The organism is Streptomyces sp. NPDC053755 (genome assembly GCF_040677675.1).
Classification (GTDB): Bacteria; Actinomycetota; Actinomycetes; order Streptomycetales; family Streptomycetaceae; genus Streptomyces.
This window is the reverse complement of sequence record NZ_JBFASK010000022.1, coordinates 97,746-116,885: the sequence shown is the minus strand read 5'-3', so window position 1 is coordinate 116,885 and position 19,140 is coordinate 97,746. Positions and strand designations below refer to the sequence as shown.

19 protein-coding genes and 1 riboswitch are annotated in these 19,140 nt (G+C 72.4%); of the genes, 9 read left to right on the top strand and 10 right to left on the bottom strand.

Annotation, left to right across the window (positions count from 1 at the left end; all coding sequences use genetic code 11):
- Window positions 1–40 precede the first annotated feature (40 nt).
- The 3 genes from AB0K65_RS21645 to thrC form a co-directional block, all read right to left on the bottom strand.
- Window positions 41–244 carry a cold-shock protein gene (locus AB0K65_RS21645; protein WP_005315736.1) on the bottom strand — a complete coding sequence of 68 codons (204 nt, stop codon included), beginning with the start codon at window positions 242–244 and terminating at the stop codon, window positions 41–43.
- Window positions 245–638: 394 nt separating this feature from the next.
- The gene (locus AB0K65_RS21640) at window positions 639–917 is read right to left on the bottom strand and encodes a MoaD/ThiS family protein (RefSeq protein ID WP_361857748.1); all 279 of its coding nucleotides are present in this window, start codon (window positions 915–917) and stop codon (window positions 639–641) included.
- Between the two features lie 29 nt (window positions 918–946).
- On the bottom strand, window positions 947–2,236 hold the full coding sequence (gene thrC, locus AB0K65_RS21635; protein WP_365718856.1) for a threonine synthase: 1,290 nt from the start codon (window positions 2,234–2,236) through the stop codon (window positions 947–949).
- 17 nt (window positions 2,237–2,253) lie between these two features.
- Window positions 2,254–2,399: riboswitch (SAM riboswitch) on the bottom strand.
- 136 nt (window positions 2,400–2,535) lie between these two features.
- Between thrC and AB0K65_RS21630 the strand changes: the two genes are divergently transcribed.
- The 3 genes from AB0K65_RS21630 to AB0K65_RS21620 all read left to right on the top strand — a co-directional run bounded on the left by AB0K65_RS21630 (window position 2,536) and on the right by AB0K65_RS21620 (window position 5,507).
- On the top strand, window positions 2,536–3,489 hold the full coding sequence (locus AB0K65_RS21630; protein WP_365718854.1) for a glucosyl-3-phosphoglycerate synthase: 954 nt from the start codon (window positions 2,536–2,538) through the stop codon (window positions 3,487–3,489).
- Window positions 3,490–3,596: 107 nt separating this feature from the next.
- A complete protein-coding gene (locus AB0K65_RS21625) occupies window positions 3,597–4,070 on the top strand; it encodes a hypothetical protein (protein ID WP_365718852.1) in 474 nt (157 codons plus the stop codon).
- A 57-nt stretch (window positions 4,071–4,127) separates the two neighbouring features.
- Window positions 4,128–5,507: a trehalose-6-phosphate synthase gene (locus tag AB0K65_RS21620; protein ID WP_365718850.1), complete on the top strand. Its 1,380-nt coding sequence runs from the start codon at window positions 4,128–4,130 to the stop codon at window positions 5,505–5,507.
- A 202-nt stretch (window positions 5,508–5,709) separates the two neighbouring features.
- On the opposite strand, the gene otsB is transcribed toward AB0K65_RS21620, so the two are convergent.
- The 3 genes from otsB to AB0K65_RS21605 all read right to left on the bottom strand — a co-directional run bounded on the left by otsB (window position 5,710) and on the right by AB0K65_RS21605 (window position 8,337).
- The gene (otsB, locus tag AB0K65_RS21615) at window positions 5,710–6,552 is read right to left on the bottom strand and encodes a trehalose-phosphatase (protein ID WP_365718848.1); all 843 of its coding nucleotides are present in this window, start codon (window positions 6,550–6,552) and stop codon (window positions 5,710–5,712) included.
- 23 nt (window positions 6,553–6,575) lie between these two features.
- On the bottom strand, window positions 6,576–6,794 hold the full coding sequence (locus AB0K65_RS21610) for a DUF3263 domain-containing protein (RefSeq protein ID WP_365718887.1): 219 nt from the start codon (window positions 6,792–6,794) through the stop codon (window positions 6,576–6,578).
- A gap of 271 nt (window positions 6,795–7,065) precedes the next feature.
- Complete coding sequence (locus AB0K65_RS21605) at window positions 7,066–8,337, bottom strand: extracellular solute-binding protein (protein ID WP_365718846.1); 1,272 nt, start codon at window positions 8,335–8,337, stop codon at window positions 7,066–7,068.
- A 209-nt stretch (window positions 8,338–8,546) separates the two neighbouring features.
- Between AB0K65_RS21605 and AB0K65_RS21600 the strand changes: the two genes are divergently transcribed.
- The 3 genes from AB0K65_RS21600 (at window position 8,547) to AB0K65_RS21590 (ending at window position 11,750) form a co-directional block, all read left to right on the top strand.
- On the top strand, window positions 8,547–9,509 hold the full coding sequence (locus tag AB0K65_RS21600) for an ROK family protein (RefSeq protein WP_365718844.1): 963 nt from the start codon (window positions 8,547–8,549) through the stop codon (window positions 9,507–9,509).
- On the top strand, window positions 9,509–10,684 hold the full coding sequence (gene nagA, locus AB0K65_RS21595) for an N-acetylglucosamine-6-phosphate deacetylase (RefSeq protein ID WP_365718842.1): 1,176 nt from the start codon (window positions 9,509–9,511) through the stop codon (window positions 10,682–10,684). Before AB0K65_RS21600 ends, nagA begins: the two co-directional genes overlap by 1 nt.
- 139 nt (window positions 10,685–10,823) lie before the next feature.
- Window positions 10,824–11,750 (top strand): 1-phosphofructokinase family hexose kinase, encoded by a 927-nt coding sequence (locus AB0K65_RS21590; protein ID WP_365718840.1) that lies wholly within the window; start codon window positions 10,824–10,826, stop codon window positions 11,748–11,750.
- Between the two features lie 209 nt (window positions 11,751–11,959).
- Here AB0K65_RS21590 and AB0K65_RS21585 read toward each other — a convergent pair whose 3' ends face one another.
- Both AB0K65_RS21585 and cdgB read right to left on the bottom strand, forming a co-directional pair.
- A complete protein-coding gene (locus AB0K65_RS21585) occupies window positions 11,960–12,928 on the bottom strand; it encodes a CBM35 domain-containing protein (protein WP_365718838.1) in 969 nt (322 codons plus the stop codon).
- Window positions 12,929–13,049: 121 nt separating this feature from the next.
- Window positions 13,050–14,705 carry a diguanylate cyclase CdgB gene (gene cdgB / locus AB0K65_RS21580; RefSeq protein WP_365718836.1) on the bottom strand — a complete coding sequence of 552 codons (1,656 nt, stop codon included), beginning with the start codon at window positions 14,703–14,705 and terminating at the stop codon, window positions 13,050–13,052.
- Between the two features lie 524 nt (window positions 14,706–15,229).
- On the opposite strand from cdgB, the gene AB0K65_RS21575 reads away from it, so the two are divergent.
- The gene (locus AB0K65_RS21575) at window positions 15,230–15,703 is read left to right on the top strand and encodes a flavin reductase family protein (protein ID WP_365718885.1); all 474 of its coding nucleotides are present in this window, start codon (window positions 15,230–15,232) and stop codon (window positions 15,701–15,703) included.
- Between the two features lie 113 nt (window positions 15,704–15,816).
- Here the strand turns inward: AB0K65_RS21575 and arfB are convergent, their stop codons facing one another.
- Window positions 15,817–16,254, bottom strand: coding sequence for an alternative ribosome rescue aminoacyl-tRNA hydrolase ArfB (gene arfB, locus AB0K65_RS21570; RefSeq protein WP_365718833.1), 438 nt, complete (start codon window positions 16,252–16,254; stop codon window positions 15,817–15,819).
- 117 nt (window positions 16,255–16,371) lie between these two features.
- On the opposite strand from arfB, the gene AB0K65_RS21565 reads away from it, so the two are divergent.
- Both AB0K65_RS21565 and AB0K65_RS21560 read left to right on the top strand, forming a co-directional pair.
- On the top strand, window positions 16,372–16,947 hold the full coding sequence (locus AB0K65_RS21565) for a TerD family protein (RefSeq protein ID WP_365718831.1): 576 nt from the start codon (window positions 16,372–16,374) through the stop codon (window positions 16,945–16,947).
- Between the two features lie 125 nt (window positions 16,948–17,072).
- Window positions 17,073–17,582 carry a GNAT family N-acetyltransferase gene (locus AB0K65_RS21560; protein ID WP_365718829.1) on the top strand — a complete coding sequence of 170 codons (510 nt, stop codon included), beginning with the start codon at window positions 17,073–17,075 and terminating at the stop codon, window positions 17,580–17,582.
- Between the two features lie 4 nt (window positions 17,583–17,586).
- Here AB0K65_RS21560 and AB0K65_RS21555 read toward each other — a convergent pair whose 3' ends face one another.
- Window positions 17,587–18,987, bottom strand: coding sequence for a M1 family metallopeptidase (locus AB0K65_RS21555; protein ID WP_365718826.1), 1,401 nt, complete (start codon window positions 18,985–18,987; stop codon window positions 17,587–17,589).
- Window positions 18,988–19,140: the final 153 nt, after the last annotated feature.

Here is a 19,140-nt window from a genome sequence, read left to right as displayed (position 1 = left end):
TCGGCGTGAGTGCGTACGTGGTGGCCGATTCGCGCCGTGCTCAGACGGCGAGCTTGACCATGTCCGCCTGCGGACCCTTCTGGCCCTGCGAGATCTCGAACTCGACTCGCTGACCTTCTTCAAGGGTGCGGTAACCGTCCATCTGGATCGCGCTGTAGTGGACGAAAACATCCGCACCACCGTCGACCGCGATGAAGCCGTAGCCCTTCTCCGCGTTGAACCACTTGACGGTGCCCTGAGCCATGCCTAACTCCCCTATTACTGGCCCTTGCGCGGGACCGCACTTCGCGGACCCGGGTCAGACCCTGCGCCGGAACGCGTCGACCGCGGCTGAATGTATCTGCCCAACTGCCCTCTGCAACAGGTCAATCGGGCGAGAATTCTGGGCACGCCGGAAAGGAGAATTCAGGAGAATTCACTGATTTCCGGGGCAAGTCGGGCCCGTCAAAGTGCGCAGAAGGTACACAACACTCGAACACATTGGCTGCATCTTGTCGGGTGCGGGCGCATTCTCATATGCGTCTGGCACGGGCAGCGGAGGGGGCTTCCCCAACTCTACCGCGCTCAACCATGCAGAATTGCCCCCTCCGCTTCCCGAGCGGAGGGGGCAATTCGGTTACGGCGGGTAATGCGGAGGCTCAGCAGCCGCCGGCGACGGCCGGGATGATCGAGACGCCCGCACCGTCCGGCGTCGCCGTCTCCAGACCCTGCTCGAAGCGGACGTCGTCGTCGTTGACGTAGACGTTGACGAAGCGGCGCAGCTTGCCCTGGTCGTCCAGGACGCGGGCGGCGATGCCCGTGTGGTTCTTCTCCAGGTCGGCGATGACCTCGGAGAGGGTCGCGCCCTCCGCCGGGACCTCGGCCTGCCCGCCCGTGTACGTACGGAGGATGGTGGGGATGCGGACCTTGACGCTCATGGTGGTGCTGCCTTCCGTGACGGGGGTGGTCAGTGGGCCAGGCCGGCGTCGCGGAACGCGTCCAGGCTCGGGCGGATGGTGGCGGTCGCCTGCGAGGTCTCGGCCACCGCGTCCAGGGTCTTCAGGCCGTCGCCGGTGTTCAGCACGACGGTGGTCAGGCTCGGGTCGAGGAGACCGGCCTCGACGAGCTTCTTCGTCACGCCGACGGTGACACCGCCCGCCGTCTCGGCGAAGATGCCCTCGGTCCGGGCGAGGAGCTTGATCGCCTCGACGACCTGCTCGTCGTTCACGTCCTCCACGGCGCCGCCGGTGCGGCGCGCGATGTCGAGGACGTACGGGCCGTCGGCCGGGTTGCCGATCGCCAGGGACTTGGCGATGGTGTTCGGCTTCTGGGGCCGCACGACGTCGTGGCCGGCCTTGAAGGCGGTCGAGACCGGGGAGCAGCCCTCGGCCTGGGCACCGAAGATCTTGTACGGCTTGTCCTCGACCAGACCGAGCTTGATCAGCTCCTGCAGGCCCTTGTCGATCTTGGTGAGCTGGGAGCCGGAGGCGATCGGGATCACCAGCTGGTCGGGCAGCTGCCAGCCGAGCTGCTCGCAGATCTCGTACGCGAGCGTCTTGGAGCCCTCGCCGTAGTACGGGCGGAGGTTGACGTTGACGAAGCCCCAGCCCTCGCCCAGCGGGTCGCCGATGAGCTCGGAGCAGAAGCGGTTGACGTCGTCGTAGTTGCCCTCGATGCCCACGAGTTCGCCGCCGTAGACCGCGGCCATGACGACCTTGCCCTGCTCCAGGTCGTGCGGGATGAACACGCACGAGCGGAAGCCGGCGCGGGCGGCGGCGGCGCCCACCGCGCCGGCGAGGTTGCCGGTGGAGGAGCAGGACAGGGTGGTGAAGCCGAAGGCGCGGGCGGCCTCCAGGGCCTGGGCGACGACGCGGTCCTTGAAGGAGTGCGTCGGGTTGCCGGAGTCGTCCTTGACGAAGAGCCGGCCCGGCTCGACGCCCAGCTCGCGGGCGAGGTTGTCGGCCTGGACGAGCTTGGTCCAGCCCGGGTTCAGGTTCGGCTTGTCGGCGACGTCCGCGGGGACGGGCAGCAGGGGGGCGTAGCGCCAGATGTTGGCGGGGCCGGCCTCGATCCGCTTGCGCAGGGCCTCGGGGTCGCCGGTGGGGAGGTCGTACGCGACTTCGAGCGGGCCGAAACACAGCTCACAGGCGAAGATCGGTCCGAGCGGGAAGACTTCACCGCATTCGCGACAGGAAAGCCCGGAAGCGGGACCGAGGTCGACCGTGTTCTGGGTGTTTGCGACAGTCTGTACAGCCATGGAGGCGAGGCCCTTTCTCCTCATCTTTCCCATGGCGAATTTCGCCATGAGACGGATTTGGCACCTTCCCTAGCCGGGGGACCTCGCTGGAGACGAGTACTGACCGACTGGAGGGTTGCCGGGGCTTCAACGGGCCGTTTCCCTCTGCCCCTCTGGATGAGCGGTATTCGATTGTGGAACGCGGGCGGCACCCCGACATGCGACGGGGATCCGCGTTGTTCAAGACTGTAACCGAAGGCATGGACGGTTGAGATAGTCGTCCGAACCGCGAGATGGATCACAACCCGGGAGTAACGGACGTGCTGGAAGAGGTGGAGCGCTGGCTGGGCCGGCGGTCCTGGTCCGCGGCCGATCGACCGCTGGAGCGGATTCTGGCGGCCAAGCGGGGGACGACGGTCAGCGTCGTGCTGCCCGCGCTCGACGAGGAGGCGACGGTCGGCGCGATCGTCTCCACGATCCGACGCGAACTGATGTCGGAGGAGGTCCCGCTCGTCGACGAGCTGGTGGTGATCGACTCCGGTTCCCGTGACCGGACGGCCGAGGTGGCGGAGGCCGCCGGGGCCAGGGTGGTGCCGCGGGACGCGGTGCTCCCCCGGATACCGGCCCTGCCCGGCAAGGGCGAGGTGCTGTGGCGGTCACTCATGGTGACCCGCGGAGACGTCGTCTGCTTCGTCGACGCGGACCTGCGGGACTTCTCCGCCGACTTCGTCTCGGGCATCGTCGGCCCCCTCCTCACCGACCCCGGCGTCGACCTCGTCAAGGCGATGTACGACCGACCGCTGGGCGACGAGCCTGGTCAGGGCGGTCGGGTGACGGAGCTGGTGGCCCGTCCGCTGCTCAATCTGCACTGGCCGCAGCTGGCCGGTTTCGTGCAGCCGCTGGGCGGCGAGTACGCGGCGCGCCGCACGCTGCTCGAACGGCTGCCCTTCCCCGTCGGTTACGGAGTGGAGCTGGGCATGCTCGTCGACGCGCTGCACACGGTGGGCCTGGACGCGCTCGCGCAGGTCGACGTCGGGGTCCGCAAACACCGGCACCAGGACGGGCAGGCGCTGGGCCGGATGGCGGCGGCGATCTACCGGACGGCGCAGCTGCGGCTCTCGCGCGGGCATCTGGTGCGGCCGCTGCTGACCCAGTTCGAGCGGGACGAGAAGGCCGGCGGCGGAGGGTTCACACCGCGGACGTACGCGGTGGACACCGAGGAGCGACCGCCGATGCTGGAGATCACGGAGTACGCGCACCGCCAGGTGGCGTGAGCGGGGAGTAGGCACACCGGCCCTGCCGCCGGAGGCGCCGCCGCCAGGTGGCCCCCGCGCGTGGCGCAGCTTCGGAAGATGATGCTTTCTGCATACATTTCCGTTTCATGAGGTCCACACATCGCAAGGGAGCGCTCCTCGCGGCCGCCGGTTTCCTCGTCGGCGCGCCGACGCTGATGACGGCCGGGCCGGCCGCGGCGGCCGGCCACGGCTCCGGCGCGGGACGTGCACCGCACACGGCCGTCCAGCCTGCGGCGGCCCCGACGTACGCGGCCTCCGCCCCGGCTCCGCCCGCGCCCGAGCCGGACGCGGCGGCGGATCGGAGGGCCCCGGAGGTCTCGCCCGCCGAGCGGGCGGGCCTCCCCTCGCCGGAGGCCCGCCGGCCGGCTCCGGTCCCGCACGGCCCCGGCGGCTCGGTGGCGCGGACCGGCGACCGGCGCACCGAACGGCTGTGGCTGCTCGGCGGCCTCGCGCTGGCGCTCGCGGGGACGGGTGTGGTGGCCAAGGCGGCGCTGCGCGGCGCGCGGGCCACGGGCGCCACGCACGGCACGGGCGGCCCGCGTGGCATGCGTGGCGACTGAGCGCCGTCGTTCGTATACGCACGTTTGAGCGTTTACGGGACGGGCTAGGTTCGCCACATGGCTTCTGTGCTGGTGGCTTCCAACCGTGGTCCCGTCTCGTACGCCGTGGCGGAGGACGGCTCGCTCGACGCCCGCCGGGGCGGGGGCGGTCTGGTGTCCGGGCTGAGCGCGGTGTCCTCCGAGGACAGCGTGTGGGTGTGCGCGGCGCTCGGCGAGGGTGACCGGCAGGCGGTCCGGCGCGGGATCTCGGAGCCGGGCGTGCGCATGCTGGACATCGACCCGGACGTCCACGCCGACGCGTACAACGGCATCGCGAACTCCGTGCTCTGGTTCGTCCACCACATGCTGTACCAGACGCCCGTGGAGCCGGTCTTCGACGCGGAGTTCCGGCGCCGGTGGACGTCGTACGAGACGTACAACCGCGCCTTCGCGGAGGCGCTCGCGGCCGAGGCGGACCCGGGCGCCCAGGTCGTCGTGCAGGACTACCACCTGACGCTGGTCCCGGGCATGCTGCGCGAGGCCCGGCCCGATCTGCGGATCGGGCACTTCTCCCACACGCCGTGGGCGCCGCCGGAGTACTTCCGGATGCTGCCGGACGACATCGCGGAGCAGGTGCTGCGCGGGATGCTCGGCGCGGACCGGCTGGGCTTCCTGACCCGGCGCTGGGCGGACGCCTTCGCCGCCTGCTGCACGGCCCTGGTGGGCGGCACGGGCGGCACGGAGCTGGGGGTGCACGGCCTCGGCGCCGACGCCGACTTCCTGCGGGAGCGGTCGCGGCGCCCTGACGTGGAGGACCGGCTGGCCGCGCTGCGCGAGCAGATCGGCGGCGGACCGGACCGGAAGACGATCATTCGGGTGGATCGCACGGAGCTGTCGAAGAACATCGTGCGGGGCCTCCTCGCCTACCGGGCCCTGCTGGAGGACCACCCCGAGTGGCGCGGCCGGGTCGTCCACGTGGCCTTCGCCTACCCCTCGCGTCAGGACCTGGCGGTCTACCGCGACTACACGGCGGAGGTGTCGCGGGTCGCGGAGGAGATCAACACCGCGTTCGGCACGGACGACTGGACTCCCGTACTGCTCCACGTGAAGGACGACTTCGCCCGCTCGCTGGCCGCCTACCGCCTGGCGGACGTGGCCTTGGTCAACCCCATCCGGGACGGCATGAACCTGGTCGCCAAGGAGGTCCCGGTCGTCTCGGACGAGGGCTGCGCGCTGGTCCTGTCCCGGGAGGCGGGGGCGTACGAGGAGCTGGGCGAGGACGCGATCACGGTGAACCCGTACGACATCACGGGCACGGCGCGGGCGCTGCACGAGGCGCTGACGATGCCGGACGGCGAGCGCGCCGAGCGCTCGAAGCGCCTGGCGGCCTCGGCGACGGCGCTGCCGCCGCAGCGCTGGTTCCTGGAGCAGCTGGAGGCCCTGCGCGAGGTCCGCTAGCCCGCGCCCGCAGGCACCGCCCGGCCCGAGTCTGGAGGGCCCCGGCCGGGGCGGCGGAGGGCGCGGACGGGTCCGATGTGTCGGCCGAGGCTGGAGGGCCCGGGCCGGGCGGCGGGGCCACGGGCTCTCGGTACGGCAGGGGCGCCCCGGAATCTTCCGGGGCGCCCCTGCCGTGCCGTGCGGCCTGACTCTCGGGAGGGCCTCAGCCGGTCCCGTGGATCGTCCTCGCCAGGTCCGTGAGGAAGGCCACCACCGCCGCCGGGCCCGGGACCGAGAGGTCCGCGCGCTCGGAGAGTTCGGTGACCTCCGCCGAGCCGCTGCACACCAGCAGGCCCGGGGTTCCGTTCGAGCGGAGCTTCTCCACGGCCGCGAAGGCCGGCAGGTCGCCCAGGTCGTCGCCCGCGTAGAGGACGGACCCGGCGCCCACCTCCTTCACGTACTCGGCGAGCGCCACGCCCTTGTCCATGCCCGGCGGGCGCAGTTCCAGCACCATGCGGCCCGGTTCGAGGACCAGGCCGTGGTGGGCGGCGAGGTCGGCGAGGGGGACCCTGAGGGCCTCGAAGGCTCCCTGCGGGTCGGTGGCACGGCGGGTGTGGACGGCGACCGCGCGGCCCTTCTCCTCGATCCAGGTGCCGGGCCACGCGCCGACGCGTTCCAGGAAACCGGGGAGCTCGGCGCGGACGGCCGCCACGCCGGGGTGCGGCGCGGCGGCCTGGACGGTGCCGGTCACGGCGTCCCAGCGTTCGGCGCCGTAGTGGCCGAGGACGACGAGGTGTTCGAGGCCGGGGACGCCGGCGAAGCCGCCGTACCGTACGGCCACCCCGGCGGGGCGGCCGGTCACCACGGCGATCGAGGCGATCCGGGGCGCGAGCGCGGCGAGGGCGGCGACGGCGCCGGGGTGGGCGCGCGCCTGTTCGGGATCGGGGACGATCTCGGCGAGCGTCCCGTCGAAGTCGAGGGCGACGACGGCCTGCTCCGGCCGCGCGAGGAGCGCGGCGAGGCCGTCGCGGCCGGCGGACGTGGTCGGATGCGGAAGACTGACCATACGACGACCCTACCGACGCCTCCTCAGCGGCGCTGCTCCTTCTCGGCACGGACGCGACGCAGGCGGTTGACGGTCACCGGGTCGTGCGCCAGGGCGCGCGGGTCGTCGAGGAGGGCGTTGAGGAGCTGGTAGTAGCGGGTGGCCGACAGTCCGAGCCGCTCGCGGACGGCGCGCTCCTTGGCTCCGGGGCCGGGCCAGGAGCGGCGTTCGAGAGCGAGTACGGCCCGCTCGCGCTCCCCCAGCCCCGCGCCACCGGCCGGGCCGCCCGCAACGCCCTGGCTGGCGCCGGAGCCGCCCCTGCCGTCCTGATGCCCGGCGCCGTCCGCAGGCTCAGCGCCGTCCGTGCTCGCCGGACCGTCCGCAGGCCCGCCTCCGCGCACCGCGCCCTCCACGGACCCGGCACCGTCCGCGCGCACGGCGGCGCCCCTGCCCCCCGCACCGCTCCCGCCCGGGGTCTCCGGGGCCTCGTCCCGGCCGGGGCACGGCTCCTCATCGTTGGTCATACGACCCAACTTATTCCGCGCTCTCGGCCGCCGTCGCGTCCCGTGCGATCTTCCCGAGCACCTCGGACACCTGGGCGTCGGGGGTGACGGCCTTGCCGATGTTCTGCTTGATGTCGTCGCTGACCTGCGCCCAGGACGTCTTGCCGACCGGCGGCAGCTGCGCGTTCGGCAGCTCCTTCAGGAAGGCGCGCAGGTTCTGGTGCTCCGGCTCGGCCTCCATCGTGGCGTAGGCGCTGACGGTCGGCGGGAGCAGGTCGTTGTCACCGGCGAACTTCAGGACGTTGGCGTCGCTGAAGACGAAGTCCAGGAACGAGCCGATCTCCTTGCGGTGACCGTTCTGCTTGAAGCCCATGATCCAGTCGGCGACGCCCATGGACGCCTTCGCCGTGCCGTCCACACCCGGCAGGGCGACCTTGCCGACCTTGACGCCCTGCTTCTCCGCCTCCTGCATCAGTGAGGGATGACCGTTGAGCATGCCGACCTCGCCCCGCGTGAACGCGGCGAAGGCGTCCTTCCGGTTGAGCTTGCCCGGGGCTATGGGTCCGGTGAGGCCCTTGGCGACGAGGTTCGTCCGCAGCCACTCGAAGGTCTTGACGTTCGCGTCGGAGTCGATCTTGTACCGGTCGGTGGCGTCGGTGTATCCGTCGCCCCCGCTGAGCAGCCACATCATCGTCTCGGCCTGCGCCTCCTCCGGCCCGAGAGGCAGGGCGAAGGGGTACGGGACGTCGTCGTCGTCGAGCTTCTCCGCCGCCGCGGCGAGTTCGTCCCAGGTGGTCGGCGCCTTCTTGACGCCGGCGCGCTCGAACAGCTTCTCGTTGAAGAAGAGCAGACGCGTGGAGGCGGCGAACGGCAGCCCGTACTGCGTGCCCTTCCGCTCGCCCGCCTCGGTCAGCGGGGCGAGGAAGTTGGCCTGGACGGGGATGGAGAGCAGTTCGTCGGCGGAGTACAGCTCGTCGGCGGCGGCGTAGTCGGCGTAGGCGCCGATCTGGGCGATGTCGGGGGCCTGGCCCGTCTTGACCATCTCGGCGACCTTGCGGTCGACGTCGTTCCACGACTCGATCTTCACGTCGATCGTCACGCCGGGGTGGTCGGCCTCGTAAGCCGCGGCGAGACCGGCCCAGTACTTCTCGGTGGTGTCGCCGCCGGTGAGGTCGTAGTCCGCGGCGACCACGGTGAGCGTCACGTCGTCGGCCTTCGTGCCGGTGAGGCCGCAGCCCGAGACCGTCGCGGTCAGGCCCAGCGCGGCGATGGTCGCGGTCAGTCCAAGGAGTCGCCGCTGCACAGCGTTGTCCCACCCTCTGCTCGTCGTCGAGCTGTGATTTTCACAGAGGGGAAAGCATAAGGTCTACACCACTTGGGTATCGCTTCGGCAACGCACGGCGCGGCCCGGCAGGCCGGCGCCGGGTGCCGTGGACGCGCATTTGTATCCCCACGCAACAATCCCGCCCAGTGGACTAGACCTTTCCCCGGTCACACGCGACACTGTCCCCCGTGAGACACGTCATCGCCCTGGATGTGGGCGGCACCGGCATGAAGGCCGCCCTCGTCGGGGCGGACGGCACCCTGCTCCACGAGGCACGGCGCGCCACCGCACGCGAGCGCGGCCCCGAGGCGGTCGTCGAGACCATCCTCGGCTTCGCCGCCGAGCTGCGGGACTACGGCCTGGAGCGGTACGGCCGGACCGCCGCGGCCGCCGGAGTCGCCGTCCCCGGCATCGTCGACGCCGACCACGGCATCGCCGTCTACGCCGCCAACCTCGGCTGGCGCGACGTCCCGATGCGCGCCCTGCTCAGCGAGCGTCTCGACGGCATCCCCGTCGCCCTCGGCCACGACGTCCGCACCGGCGGCCTCGCCGAGGGCCGCATCGGGGCGGGAAACGGCGCCGACCGCTTCCTCTTCGTGCCGCTGGGCACCGGCATCGCCGGCGCCATCGGCATCGGCGGAGCCATCGAGGCCGGCGCCCACGGTTACGCCGGCGAGATCGGGCACATCGTCGTCCGCCCCGGCGGCGCCGACTGCGGCTGCGGCCAGCGCGGCTGCCTGGAGCGGTACGCCTCCGCCTCCGCGGTCTCCCTCGCCTGGGCCGAGGCCTCGGGGGACCCGGAGGCGGACGCCGCCGACTGCGCGAAGGCGGTGGAGTCCGGCGACCCCGGCGCGGTACGGGTGTGGCAGGAGGCCGTCGACGCGCTGGCGGACGGCCTGGTCACCGCGCTCACCCTGCTGGACCCCCGCACGCTCATCATCGGTGGCGGGCTGGCCGAGGCCGGGGAAACCTTGTTCACACCCCTCAGGGCCGCGGTGGAGGAACGGGTCACCTTCCAGAAACTGCCCGCCATCGTCCCGGCGGCCCTCGGGGACACCGCCGGATGCCTGGGCGCGGGCCTCCTCGCCTGGGACCTTCTCTCCCACGACACCCGCACCGACAACGAGTCCGACTCGGAGGTATCCGCCTGATGGCCGATCGCACAGTTCTCGCCGGCGCGCGCGTCGTGCTGCCGACCGGAGTCGCCGAGAACGGACGCGTGATCGTCGAGGACGGCCGCATCGCGGACGCGGGCACTCCCCGCGCCGAGGACCGTGGCGCGGCCACGGCCGGCGCCTCCTCGGTCGACCTCTCCGGCCACTGGGTCGTCCCCGGCTTCGTCGACATGCACAACCACGGCGGCGGCGGCGCCTCCTTCACCTCCGGCACGGTCGACGACGTCCTCCAGGGCGTCCACACCCACCGCCTGCACGGCACCACCACCGTCGTGGCGTCCTTCGTCACCGGCGACATGGACTTCCTGGCCCGGCGGGCGGGACTCCTGTCCGAGCTGGCCGAACAGGGCGAGATCGCCGGCCTCCACTTCGAGGGACCGTTCATCTCCCCGTGCCGCAAGGGCGCGCACGACGAGACACTGCTGCGCGACCCCGACCCGGCCGAGGTCCGCAAGCTGATCGACGCGGGGCGCGGCCAGGCGAAGATGGTGACGCTCGCCACCGAACTGCCCGGCGGCATCGACTCCGTACGCCTGCTCGCCGAGCACGGCGTGATCGCCGCCATCGGCCACACCGACGCGACGTACGAGCAGACCGTCCAGGCCATCGACGCCGGCGCCACCGTCGCCACGCACCTCTACAACGCGATGCCCGCCCTCGGCCACCGCACCCCCGGCCCGATCGCCGCGCTCCTGGAGGACGAGCGGATCACGGTCGAGCTGATCAACGACGGGACCCATCTGCACCCGGCCGCCCTGGAGCTGGCGTTCCATCACGCCGGCCGGGACCGGGTCGCGTTCATCACGGACGCGATGGACGCGGCGGGCTTCGGCGACGGGCTCTACTCGCTCGGCCCGCTGGCCGTCGAGGTGAAGGACGGCGTCGCGAGGCTCGTCGAGGGCGGCTCCATCGCGGGCTCGACCCTCACCCTGGACCGGGCGTTCAAGCGGGCGGCGACCATCGACCGGCTGCCGGTCGAGTCCGTCGTACGGGCCGTCTCGGCCAACCCGGCGCGGCTGCTCGGCATCGACGACAAGGTCGGCTCGCTGGAGCCCGGCAAGGACGCCGACCTCGTCGTCCTGGACGAGGAGTTCGAGCTCAGGGGCGTCATGCGCAAGGGCGTCTGGGTGGTGAAGCCCGACCTGGCGTGAGGCCGCGCGAGGGCGGTCGGTCCGGGGGTCTGGGCCAACCGCCTTCTGTTTGGCATGATCAGGGCGCGTTCCACGGGCTCGACGCGGGACCGACGACGGATCAGGCCTCCACGAGGCACGAGGTACGGGGGTACCGCAGATGATGGTGACGGTCACCCTCAACACCGCGCTGGACCTCACGTACCGCGTCCCCGCCCTCACCCCGCACGCCACCCACCGCGTCACCCAGGTGATCGAGCGCCCCGGCGGCAAGGGCATCAACGTCGCCCGCGTCCTCGCCGCCCTCGGCCACGAGACCGTCGTCACCGGATTCGCCGGCGGACCCACCGGCGAGGTCCTGCGCTCGCGGCTGGCGGACCTGCCCCTGACCGACGCGCTCGTACCGACCGCCGGCCCCACCCGCCGTACCGTCGCCGTCGTCGACACGGCGAGCGGCGACACCACCCAGCTCAACGAACCCGGCCCCACGATCACCCCCGCCGAATGGGCCACCCTCACCGGCCGGTACGCCGACCTGCTCACCGGCGCCGAGGCGGTGGCCCTCTGCGGCAGCCTGCCGCCCGGCATCCACGTCGGCGCGTACGCGGAGCTGATCCGGATGGCCCGGGCCGCGGGGGTCCCGGTCCTGCTCGATACCGGCGGCGAGCCGCTGCGACGCGGGATCGCCGCCCGGCCCGACCTGGTGAAGCCGAACGCGGACGAGCTGGCGGGGCTCACCGGATCCCGCGAACCGCGACGCGCCACCCACGACGCCCGGCGGCGCGGCGCGCACGCCGTCGTCTCCTCACTCGGCCCGGAGGGCCTGCTCGCCGCCACCCCGGAAGGCGAGTGGCGCGCCGCCCCGCCGTCGCCGGTGAAGGGCAACCCGACCGGAGCCGGCGACTCCGCCGTCGCGGGCCTGCTGTCGGGCCTGGCCGACGCGCTGCCCTGGCCCGACCGTCTGGCCCGCGCGGTGGCCCTGTCGGCGGCGACGGTGCTCTCCCCGGTCGCGGGCGAGTTCGACCGCGCGGCGTACGAGGACCTGCTGCCCCGGGTGACGGTGACCGAACGCCCCGCGGCGGCCTGAACGACCCGGACGGTGACGTCCGGCAGGGGCGGCCCGGCCGGCCCGGGACAGCGGCCTGAACGACCCGGACGGTGACGTCCGGCAGGGCGGTCCGGCCGGCCCGGGACAGCCGGAGCGGTCCGCCGTGGTGAAGCCCGGCAGGTGACGACATGGCGGTGCCCCCGGAGCCTGGCTCCGGGGGCACCGCCACCGTCCGTCCGAAGCGGGCGTCAGCCGCTCAGCTTCGTCTTGCTGATCTTCAGCCAGTCGAAGACGGCGTCACACTGGTTGCCCTGCTCGCAGGACAGCTTGATCGTGTTGGAGCCCTCCTTGAGCGTCACCGGCGCCCACGTGGTCTGCCAGTTCTTCTCGAGGTTGGGGTCCGAGGAGGAGATGAAGTTCTTCAACCCGATCGGCGACCCGTTGGGCTTGTCGTTGACGGTCAGCGTGGCGTTGGCGTCCTTCGCCGGGATCGCGTACCGCACGTACAGGTAGTACTCCCCGGCCTCGGCGAGGTCCGCCTGCCAGGTCACCGACGAGCCGATGGCGTTGAAGCCGGTGACATAGGCACCGTCCGCGCCCTCCGCGCCCTTGATGTCCTTGGCGAGGAGCGCCGAACCGCCCAGCTTGAGCGTGGCCGCGTCCTGCTGCGGCAGCTCGGCCGGGGTCTCGTCCGCGCTCGGACGGCTGCTCGGGGTCTCCTGGACCTGCGAGGAGCCGTCGGTGGGCGCACCGCCCGCGTTCCCGCCGCTGTCCTTGTCGTCACCGGTGTTGCTGATGACGGCGGCCGTGATCCCTATCACGACGACCGCGACGACGGCGATCGCGCCGATCAGCAGCCCCTTGGTGTTGGGGCCGCGGCCGCGCTGGGGCGGCATCGGTGACTGGCGGGTGCGCTCGGCACCGGGGTAGCTCTCGGGCGCCGCGTACTGCGGGTTCGGCTGGCCGTACTGCTGCTGGCCGCCGTAGCTCTGCTGCTGCGGCACGTGCGCCTGGGCCGGCCCGCCGTACTGGCGCTCGCCGACCGTCCTGACCTGGTTGTACGAGGTTCTGGGGACGCCGGGCTGCGCGGCCGGGCCGGGGTAGCCGTAGCCACCCTGGCCGGGCGGCTGGGCGCCCGCCGCCTGGCCGTCCGCGTACAGGTAGCCGAACGGATCGTCGTCCTCGGGCGTGTTCGCGCCGTCGTTACCGGCAGCCATCCCTGGTCACTCCTATCCATGCTCGCCAGCCGTCGCCGACCGGCCGAGCCTACCTCGAACGGGGAACGCTTCGGTCCGGTCCTTGACCGTCCGGAAGATGGCCCGTGGGCGGCGCGGACGCCTATCCGGCGCGGCGGTGGACCTTGGCCCGGGACCGCTTCTCGATGTACATGCGCTGGTCGGCGGAGTTCAGGACCTCTTCGACGGTCATGCCGCACTCGGCCCAGCCGATGCCGAAGCTCGCTCCGACCCGGACCGCCCGTCCTTCGACGCGGATCGGCGGAATGATGGCGTTCCGCAGGCGTACGGCCAGGTCAGCGGCGTCGGCGGCGCCGAGGCCGTCGGCGAGGACGACGAATTCGTCACCCCCGAGCCTGGCGACGGTGTCCCCGTCCCGTACGCCGGTGGTGAGCCGGCGGGCGACCTCGATGAGGACGGCGTCGCCGGTGTGGTGCCCGAAGCGGTCGTTGATCGACTTGAAGCCGTCGAGGTCGCAGAAGAGGACCGCGAGCCCTTTCGTCCCGTCGTCGATGTCCCCGCCGGTGGGGGAGACGGCGTGGACGTGGTGGTCGTAGGGCCCGCCGGTGGCGGCGCCGGGCGCCGGATCGAAGCCGAAACCGTGCTCGTGCCCGTACGGGGAGTCGTAGCCGCCGTCGTGTCCGCCGTCGAACTCGTCGGCGGCGCGGGCGGCGTAGGGGCGCTCGCAGATCCGGGCGCTGAGCCGGGAACGGAGTTCCGCGCCGTTCGGGAGGCCGGTGAGGGCGTCGTGGGAGGCACGGTGGGCGAGTTGCAGTTCGTGGCGCTTGCGCTCCTCGATGTCCTCGACGTGCGTGAGGAGGAAGCGGGGTCCGTCGGCGGTGTCGGCGACGACGGAGTTGCGCAGGGAGACCCAGACGTAGGAGCCGTCGCGGCGGGCGAGCCGCAGCTCGGCGCGGCCGCCCTCGGCGGAGGTGCGCAGCAGCGTCCCTATGTCCTCGGGGTGGACCAGGTCGGCGAAGGAGTAGCGGCGCATCACGGAGGCGGGGCGGCCGAGGAGGCGGCACAGCGCGTCGTTGGTGCGCAGCAGGCGGCCGTGCTGGTCGCCGCCCATCTCGGCGATGGCCATGCCGGAGGGGGCGTACTCGAAGGCCTGCCGGAAGGACTCCTCGCTGGCGCGCAGGGCCTGCTGCTCGCGTTCGAGGCGGACGAGGGCCCGCTGCATGTTTGCTCTCAGGCGCGCGTTGCTGATCGCAATCGCCGACTGGGAGGCGTACATCTGCAGGGCTTCCTGACCCCAGGGGCCGGGGTGCCGGCCGTTGCGCGGCCGGTCGACGGAGATCACGCCGAGGAGTTCACGACCGGAGCCGGAGGCGTACATCGGGGCGTAGAGGCGGTCGTGCGGGTGCCACTCGTCCTCGAAGCGGGGGGCGGGCCCTTCGGTGTGCCACTGCGGGACGTCGTCCTCGATGAGCACCCAGCCCTCGGTGTGCGGGATGAACCGCAGGTCGCCCCAGGCGACTCCCATGGAGAGGCGGCGTTCCCAGGACGCGCGCGAGCCGACACGGCCGGTGATCAGCGCTTCGGCGGCGGGGCTGCCGGCGAAGGCGGCGACGACGAGGTCTCCGTCGGGGCGTACGAGGTTGACGCAGGCCAGCTCATAGTTGAGCCCGGCGACGATGCCGTCGGCGACGGTCTGCAGGGTGTCCGCCAGACTGCGCGCTGTATTGAGGTCGGCGACGACCTGATGCAGCTGCCGCAAGGTCGCAAGACGGACGTAGGGCTCCGACTCGGTCTCCATCGCTCGCTCTCCCCGAGACCTCGACAGCAACTCCAGGGTTCTCATCGGCTCTCATGCTGCTCTGTCCCCGCCACTGAATCACAGCGAGCTGCGCCCCCGGTACACAGGGTCAACAAATACTGGGCTCTGTGACTCAAGTCACAACAGATGCCGAAGCGTTGCCCGAAGCGGCGGAAAGCGCTCCCGCTCTTTCTTGAACGCAAAGGGAACGTTGTAGACCGGTGGTCCGCGACGGCCGGGGGTGCGGGGGCGGGGATCCGGGGGCGGGGATCCCGGGGGCCGGGGATCCGGGGGCCGGGGATCCGGGGCGCCTGCCGGGCACCGGTCCGGGCGGCCGGTCCTAGGACCCTCGGTGGTGGCCGGTCTGGTCCCCCGGCCCGATGCGGCGGCGCATGGGCCCGGACTAGCGTGCGGGTGTGCTGCCGAACACCCTCGTCCTCCCGTCCCCGCCGCCCCCGGCCTCCGAGCCGGATCCGGCCATCCCTCATGCTGAGGGGGTGAGCGACGACGAGTTCCGGGCGGCGATGTCCCGCCTCGCTGCGGGCGTGGTGCTGGTGACGGTCCACGACCCCGACGACGGCCCCCGCGGCGAGGACGTCGGGATGACGGCGACCGCGTTCATGTCCGTCTCCCTGGACCCGCCCCTGGTCCTGGTGAGCCTCCGCAACGGGTCCCGGATGGACGACCTGCTGTCCGAGGTCCCCGTATGGGCGGTCTCGGTCCTCTCGGAGAGCCAGCGGCACGTCGCGGGCCGCTTCGCGATGAAGGGACGGGTGAGCGACCGGCTCCTCTTCGCGGACGTGCCCTACACGCGCGGCGAGGAGAGCGGCGCGCCCCTGATCGGCGGAGCGCTGGCGACGCTGGAGTGCCGCACGGAGAACCGCGTCCTGGCCGGCGACCACACCCTGGTCGTCGCCCGCGTCCTGACGGCCGCCTTCCCCTCGCCGCAGGGCTCCCCCCTGACGTACTTCAAGGGCAAGTACCGCCATCTGGCCTGACGTCCCGGCCTCGGCACACTGCCGGCGCCGAGGACCGAGGGCCGGGCGACACCGGGAGTCGCGGGCCGGGCGCCCAGGGTCGAAGACCCGGCGGCAAGCGCGCCGAGTGCCCGTCAGCCCCAGTCGCGGCCCTGGCGGCCGCGCTTCGTCTCCGCGCGCTGCTTCTTCACCCGCAGCCGGCGCTCGTTGATGCCCCGGGGGATCTTCGTCGCCCGGCGCGGCTTCGGCGGCGGGGCCGTCGCCTCGGCCAGGAGCGCGGTGAGGCGGACCGCCGCCGTCTCGCGGTTCCGCCACTGCGAGCGGTGCTCCGACGCCCGTACCGTCACCACGCCGCCCACCAGACGCGACGCCAGCCGCTCCAGCGCCCGCGCCTTCCACACCTCCGGCAGTGCTTCGGTGCGCTCCAGGTCGAAGCGGAGCTCCACCTGGGAGTCGCTGGTGTTGACGTGCTGTCCGCCCGGACCGGACGACCGGGAGAAACGCCACATCAGCTCGGCCTCGGGGAGCGAGACGGAGCCACGGATGACATACGGACCGGACATGCCCCCCATGTTCCCCGGACCGGGGCGCGCACGTCATCCTGTTTTCGCCCCCGGATTCCCGTTGGAACCAGCAGGGCCCCGTCCGCGTTATCCCGTGTGACTACATCACGACGAAAGGGACTTCCCATGGCTGTAAGCCTGTCCAAGGGCGGCAACGTCTCCCTGACCAAGGAGGCCCCGGGCCTCACCGCCGTCACCGTGGGCCTCGGCTGGGACGTCCGTACGACCACCGGCACCGACTTCGACCTGGACGCCTCGGCCATCGGCGTCGACGCCGCCGGCAAGGTCGCCTCCGACGCGCACTTCGTCTTCTTCAACAACAAGTCGACGCCGGACCAGACCATCGTCCACACCGGTGACAACCGCACCGGCGAGGGCGGCGGCGACGACGAGCAGATCAACGTCAACCTCGCCGCCCTGCCCCCGAACGTCGACAAGATCGTCTTCCCGGTCTCCATCTACGACGCTGTCGCCCGCACGCAGAACTTCGGCCAGGTCCGCAACGCCTACATCCGCATCCTCAACCAGGCCGGCGGCGCCGAGATCGCGCGCTACGACCTCTCCGAGGACGCCGCCGTCGAGACCGCCATGGTCTTCGGCGAGCTGTACCGCAACGGCGCGGAGTGGAAGTTCCGCGCCGTCGGCCAGGGTTACGCCTCCGGCCTCGAGGGCATCGCCCGCGACTTCGGCGTCAACCTCTGACCCGACCGGCGGTCCTCGACCGGCGGTCAGCGGCACGCGTCGGGCGCAAGCGCGGAGCGACACGCGCTGCGCGCATGCGCTGAGCGACGAGGCCCCGGCTCCGGCCGGGGCCTTACCGTTTCCGCATGATCGTCGAGCCGTACGCCCCCGCCGACCACGCCCTCCCGGGCCCGCTCCTCACCGAGCTGACCGGGCTCTACGCCTCCAACCGCGACTTCCACGCCATCACCGGCGACTTCCCGGACCCGGACGGCATCCGCCCGGAGCAGGTCGCCGCCGCCCTGGCCGACGAACTGGCCCGCCCCGGCGCCGAGGTGCTCCTCGCCCGTTCCGAGGGCCGGCTGATCGGCATCGCGGCCACCCTCGACCACCATCCCGATCCCGACGACCCGGACCCGTGGATCGGCCTGCTGATGGTCGACGCGCGCGCCCACCGGTCCGGCCACGGCCGGGCGCTGGCCGGCATCGTCGAGGACCGCTTCCGCTCCGAAGGGCGTACGGGCGTCAAACTCGCGGTCCTGGAGAACAACCCCCGCGCCCTCGCGTTCTGGGCGTCCCTCGGCTACGAGGAGACCGACCGCCGCGCCGACCTCGCCCAGGGCCGCCCCTGCCGGGTGCTCCGCAAGGGCCTCTGAGCGCTCACCGCGGCCGCTCCGGCTTGTCGTCCCCGTACAACCACACGTCCCACAGTGCGCTCAGGTCCTCCCCCGCCACGTCCTCCACGTAGGCGGTGAAGTCCTCCGTCGAGGCGTTGCCGTGCCGGTACTTCGCGGGCCAGCCGGCCAGGATCTCGTAGAAGGTGTCGTCGCCGACCGTCTCCCGGATCTTGTGCAGCACCATCGCCCCGCGCTGGTACACCGGCGGGTCGAAGAGATTCTCCGCCTTCGGCGGTTCGGCGGGCGGAAAGGCCCAGTTGGCGTCCTCGCCGAAGGCCTTGTCGAAGCTGACCCGCGCGGGGGTGTCCTCGAAGTCCTCCGCGTACAGCCATTCCGCGTACGTCGCGAAGCTCTCGTTGAGCCACATGTCCCGCCACGTCGCCGGCGAGACCGAGTCTCCGAACCACTGGTGCGCCAGCTCGTGCACGAGGGTGGGGGCGTCGAAGGAGTCCAGCGGGAAGACGGGCCGCGTCTGGGTCTCCAGGGCGTAGTCGGCGTCCCCGGCCGGTTCGACGATGGCGCCGGTCGCGGAGAAGGGGTACGGCCCGAAGTTCTCCTGCTGCCACTCCAGGAGTTCGGGGATGCGGGCGAGCAGCTCGGCGCTCTCGTCCGCGACGGCCGGGTCGGCGGCGGTGAGGACGGACACGCCGGAGGGGGTCGTCGTGGTGCTCGTCCGGTACCGGCCGATGGCCGCCGTCGCGAGGTAGCTCGCCATCGGCTCGGCGCTGTGCCAGACGGCCGTGGTCCGGCCGTTCGCGGTGCGCTCGCCGCGCAGGACGCCGTTGGAGATCGCCCGCAGCCCTTCGGGGACGGTCAGCGTGATGTCGTACGTCGCCTTGTCGGAGGGATGGTGGTTGCCGGGGAACCAGGCCATGGAGCCGACCGGCTCGCCGAGTGCGAGCGCCCCGTCCTTCGTCCTCAGCCAGCCCTCGCCCGCTCCGTCCGCGTCGGTGATGGTCCGGGGCACGCCGTAGTACGCGACGGTGGTGCGGAAGACCTGGCCCTCGTCGATGTCCTCGCGGGGCCTGAGCGTCAGTTCGGTGCCCGCGCGGTTGACGGCGGCGGGGGCCCCGTCGACGGTGGCGCGGCCGACGGTGAGGCCGTCCAGGTCGAGGTTGAAGGCGCTCAGGTCCTGCGTGGCGCGGGCCTCGATATCGGCGGTGGCGTCGAGACGGCCGCTCGCGGGATCGTAGGCGAGCTTCAGCCCGTAGTGCCGGACGTCGTAGCCGCCGTTGCCGAGCTTGGGGAAGTACGGGTCGCGCAGCCCCGCGGCTCCGGGGGTGCCACGCACTCCGCCGTCCGCGCCGCCGGTGCAGCCGGCGGAGCCCGCGAGGAGCAGCAGCGCCGTGACGGCCGCCAGGGCGGTTCGGGTACGTGGTTCCACCCGACGATCTTAGGTCGTGCCCCGCGCCCGCCTCACGGCCCTGACGCCGTCGCCCCTGGTCGGAGCCCCGGCACGCCGGGCCCGGGGGCGCCGACGGGGAATCGTCCGCGGACACCATCCACCTCGCCCGCGGTGCGGGCCCCGCCTGGTGCG

Bases quoted from the DNA above. Each gene is read 5' to 3' on its own strand.
- AB0K65_RS21575 (WP_365718885.1), top strand. From the start codon at position 15,230: ATGTCCCGCCTCGCTGCGGGCGTGGTGCTGGTGACGGTCCACGACCCC.
- thrC (WP_365718856.1), bottom strand. From the start codon at position 2,236: ATGGCTGTACAGACTGTCGCAAACACCCAGAACACGGTCGACCTCGGT.
- AB0K65_RS21645 (WP_005315736.1), bottom strand. From the start codon at position 244: ATGGCTCAGGGCACCGTCAAGTGGTTCAACGCGGAGAAGGGCTACGGC.
- nagA (WP_365718842.1), top strand. From the start codon at position 9,509: ATGGCCGATCGCACAGTTCTCGCCGGCGCGCGCGTCGTGCTGCCGACC.
- AB0K65_RS21590 (WP_365718840.1), top strand. From the start codon at position 10,824: ATGATGGTGACGGTCACCCTCAACACCGCGCTGGACCTCACGTACCGC.
- AB0K65_RS21585 (WP_365718838.1), bottom strand. From the start codon at position 12,928: ATGGCTGCCGGTAACGACGGCGCGAACACGCCCGAGGACGACGATCCG.
- AB0K65_RS21625 (WP_365718852.1), top strand. From the start codon at position 3,597: ATGAGGTCCACACATCGCAAGGGAGCGCTCCTCGCGGCCGCCGGTTTC.
- otsB (WP_365718848.1), bottom strand. From the start codon at position 6,552: ATGGTCAGTCTTCCGCATCCGACCACGTCCGCCGGCCGCGACGGCCTC.
- AB0K65_RS21640 (WP_361857748.1), bottom strand. From the start codon at position 917: ATGAGCGTCAAGGTCCGCATCCCCACCATCCTCCGTACGTACACGGGC.
- AB0K65_RS21565 (WP_365718831.1), top strand. From the start codon at position 16,372: ATGGCTGTAAGCCTGTCCAAGGGCGGCAACGTCTCCCTGACCAAGGAG.
- cdgB (WP_365718836.1), bottom strand. From the start codon at position 14,705: ATGGAGACCGAGTCGGAGCCCTACGTCCGTCTTGCGACCTTGCGGCAG.
- AB0K65_RS21560 (WP_365718829.1), top strand. From the start codon at position 17,073: ATGATCGTCGAGCCGTACGCCCCCGCCGACCACGCCCTCCCGGGCCCG.
- arfB (WP_365718833.1), bottom strand. From the start codon at position 16,254: ATGGGGGGCATGTCCGGTCCGTATGTCATCCGTGGCTCCGTCTCGCTC.
- AB0K65_RS21620 (WP_365718850.1), top strand. From the start codon at position 4,128: ATGGCTTCTGTGCTGGTGGCTTCCAACCGTGGTCCCGTCTCGTACGCC.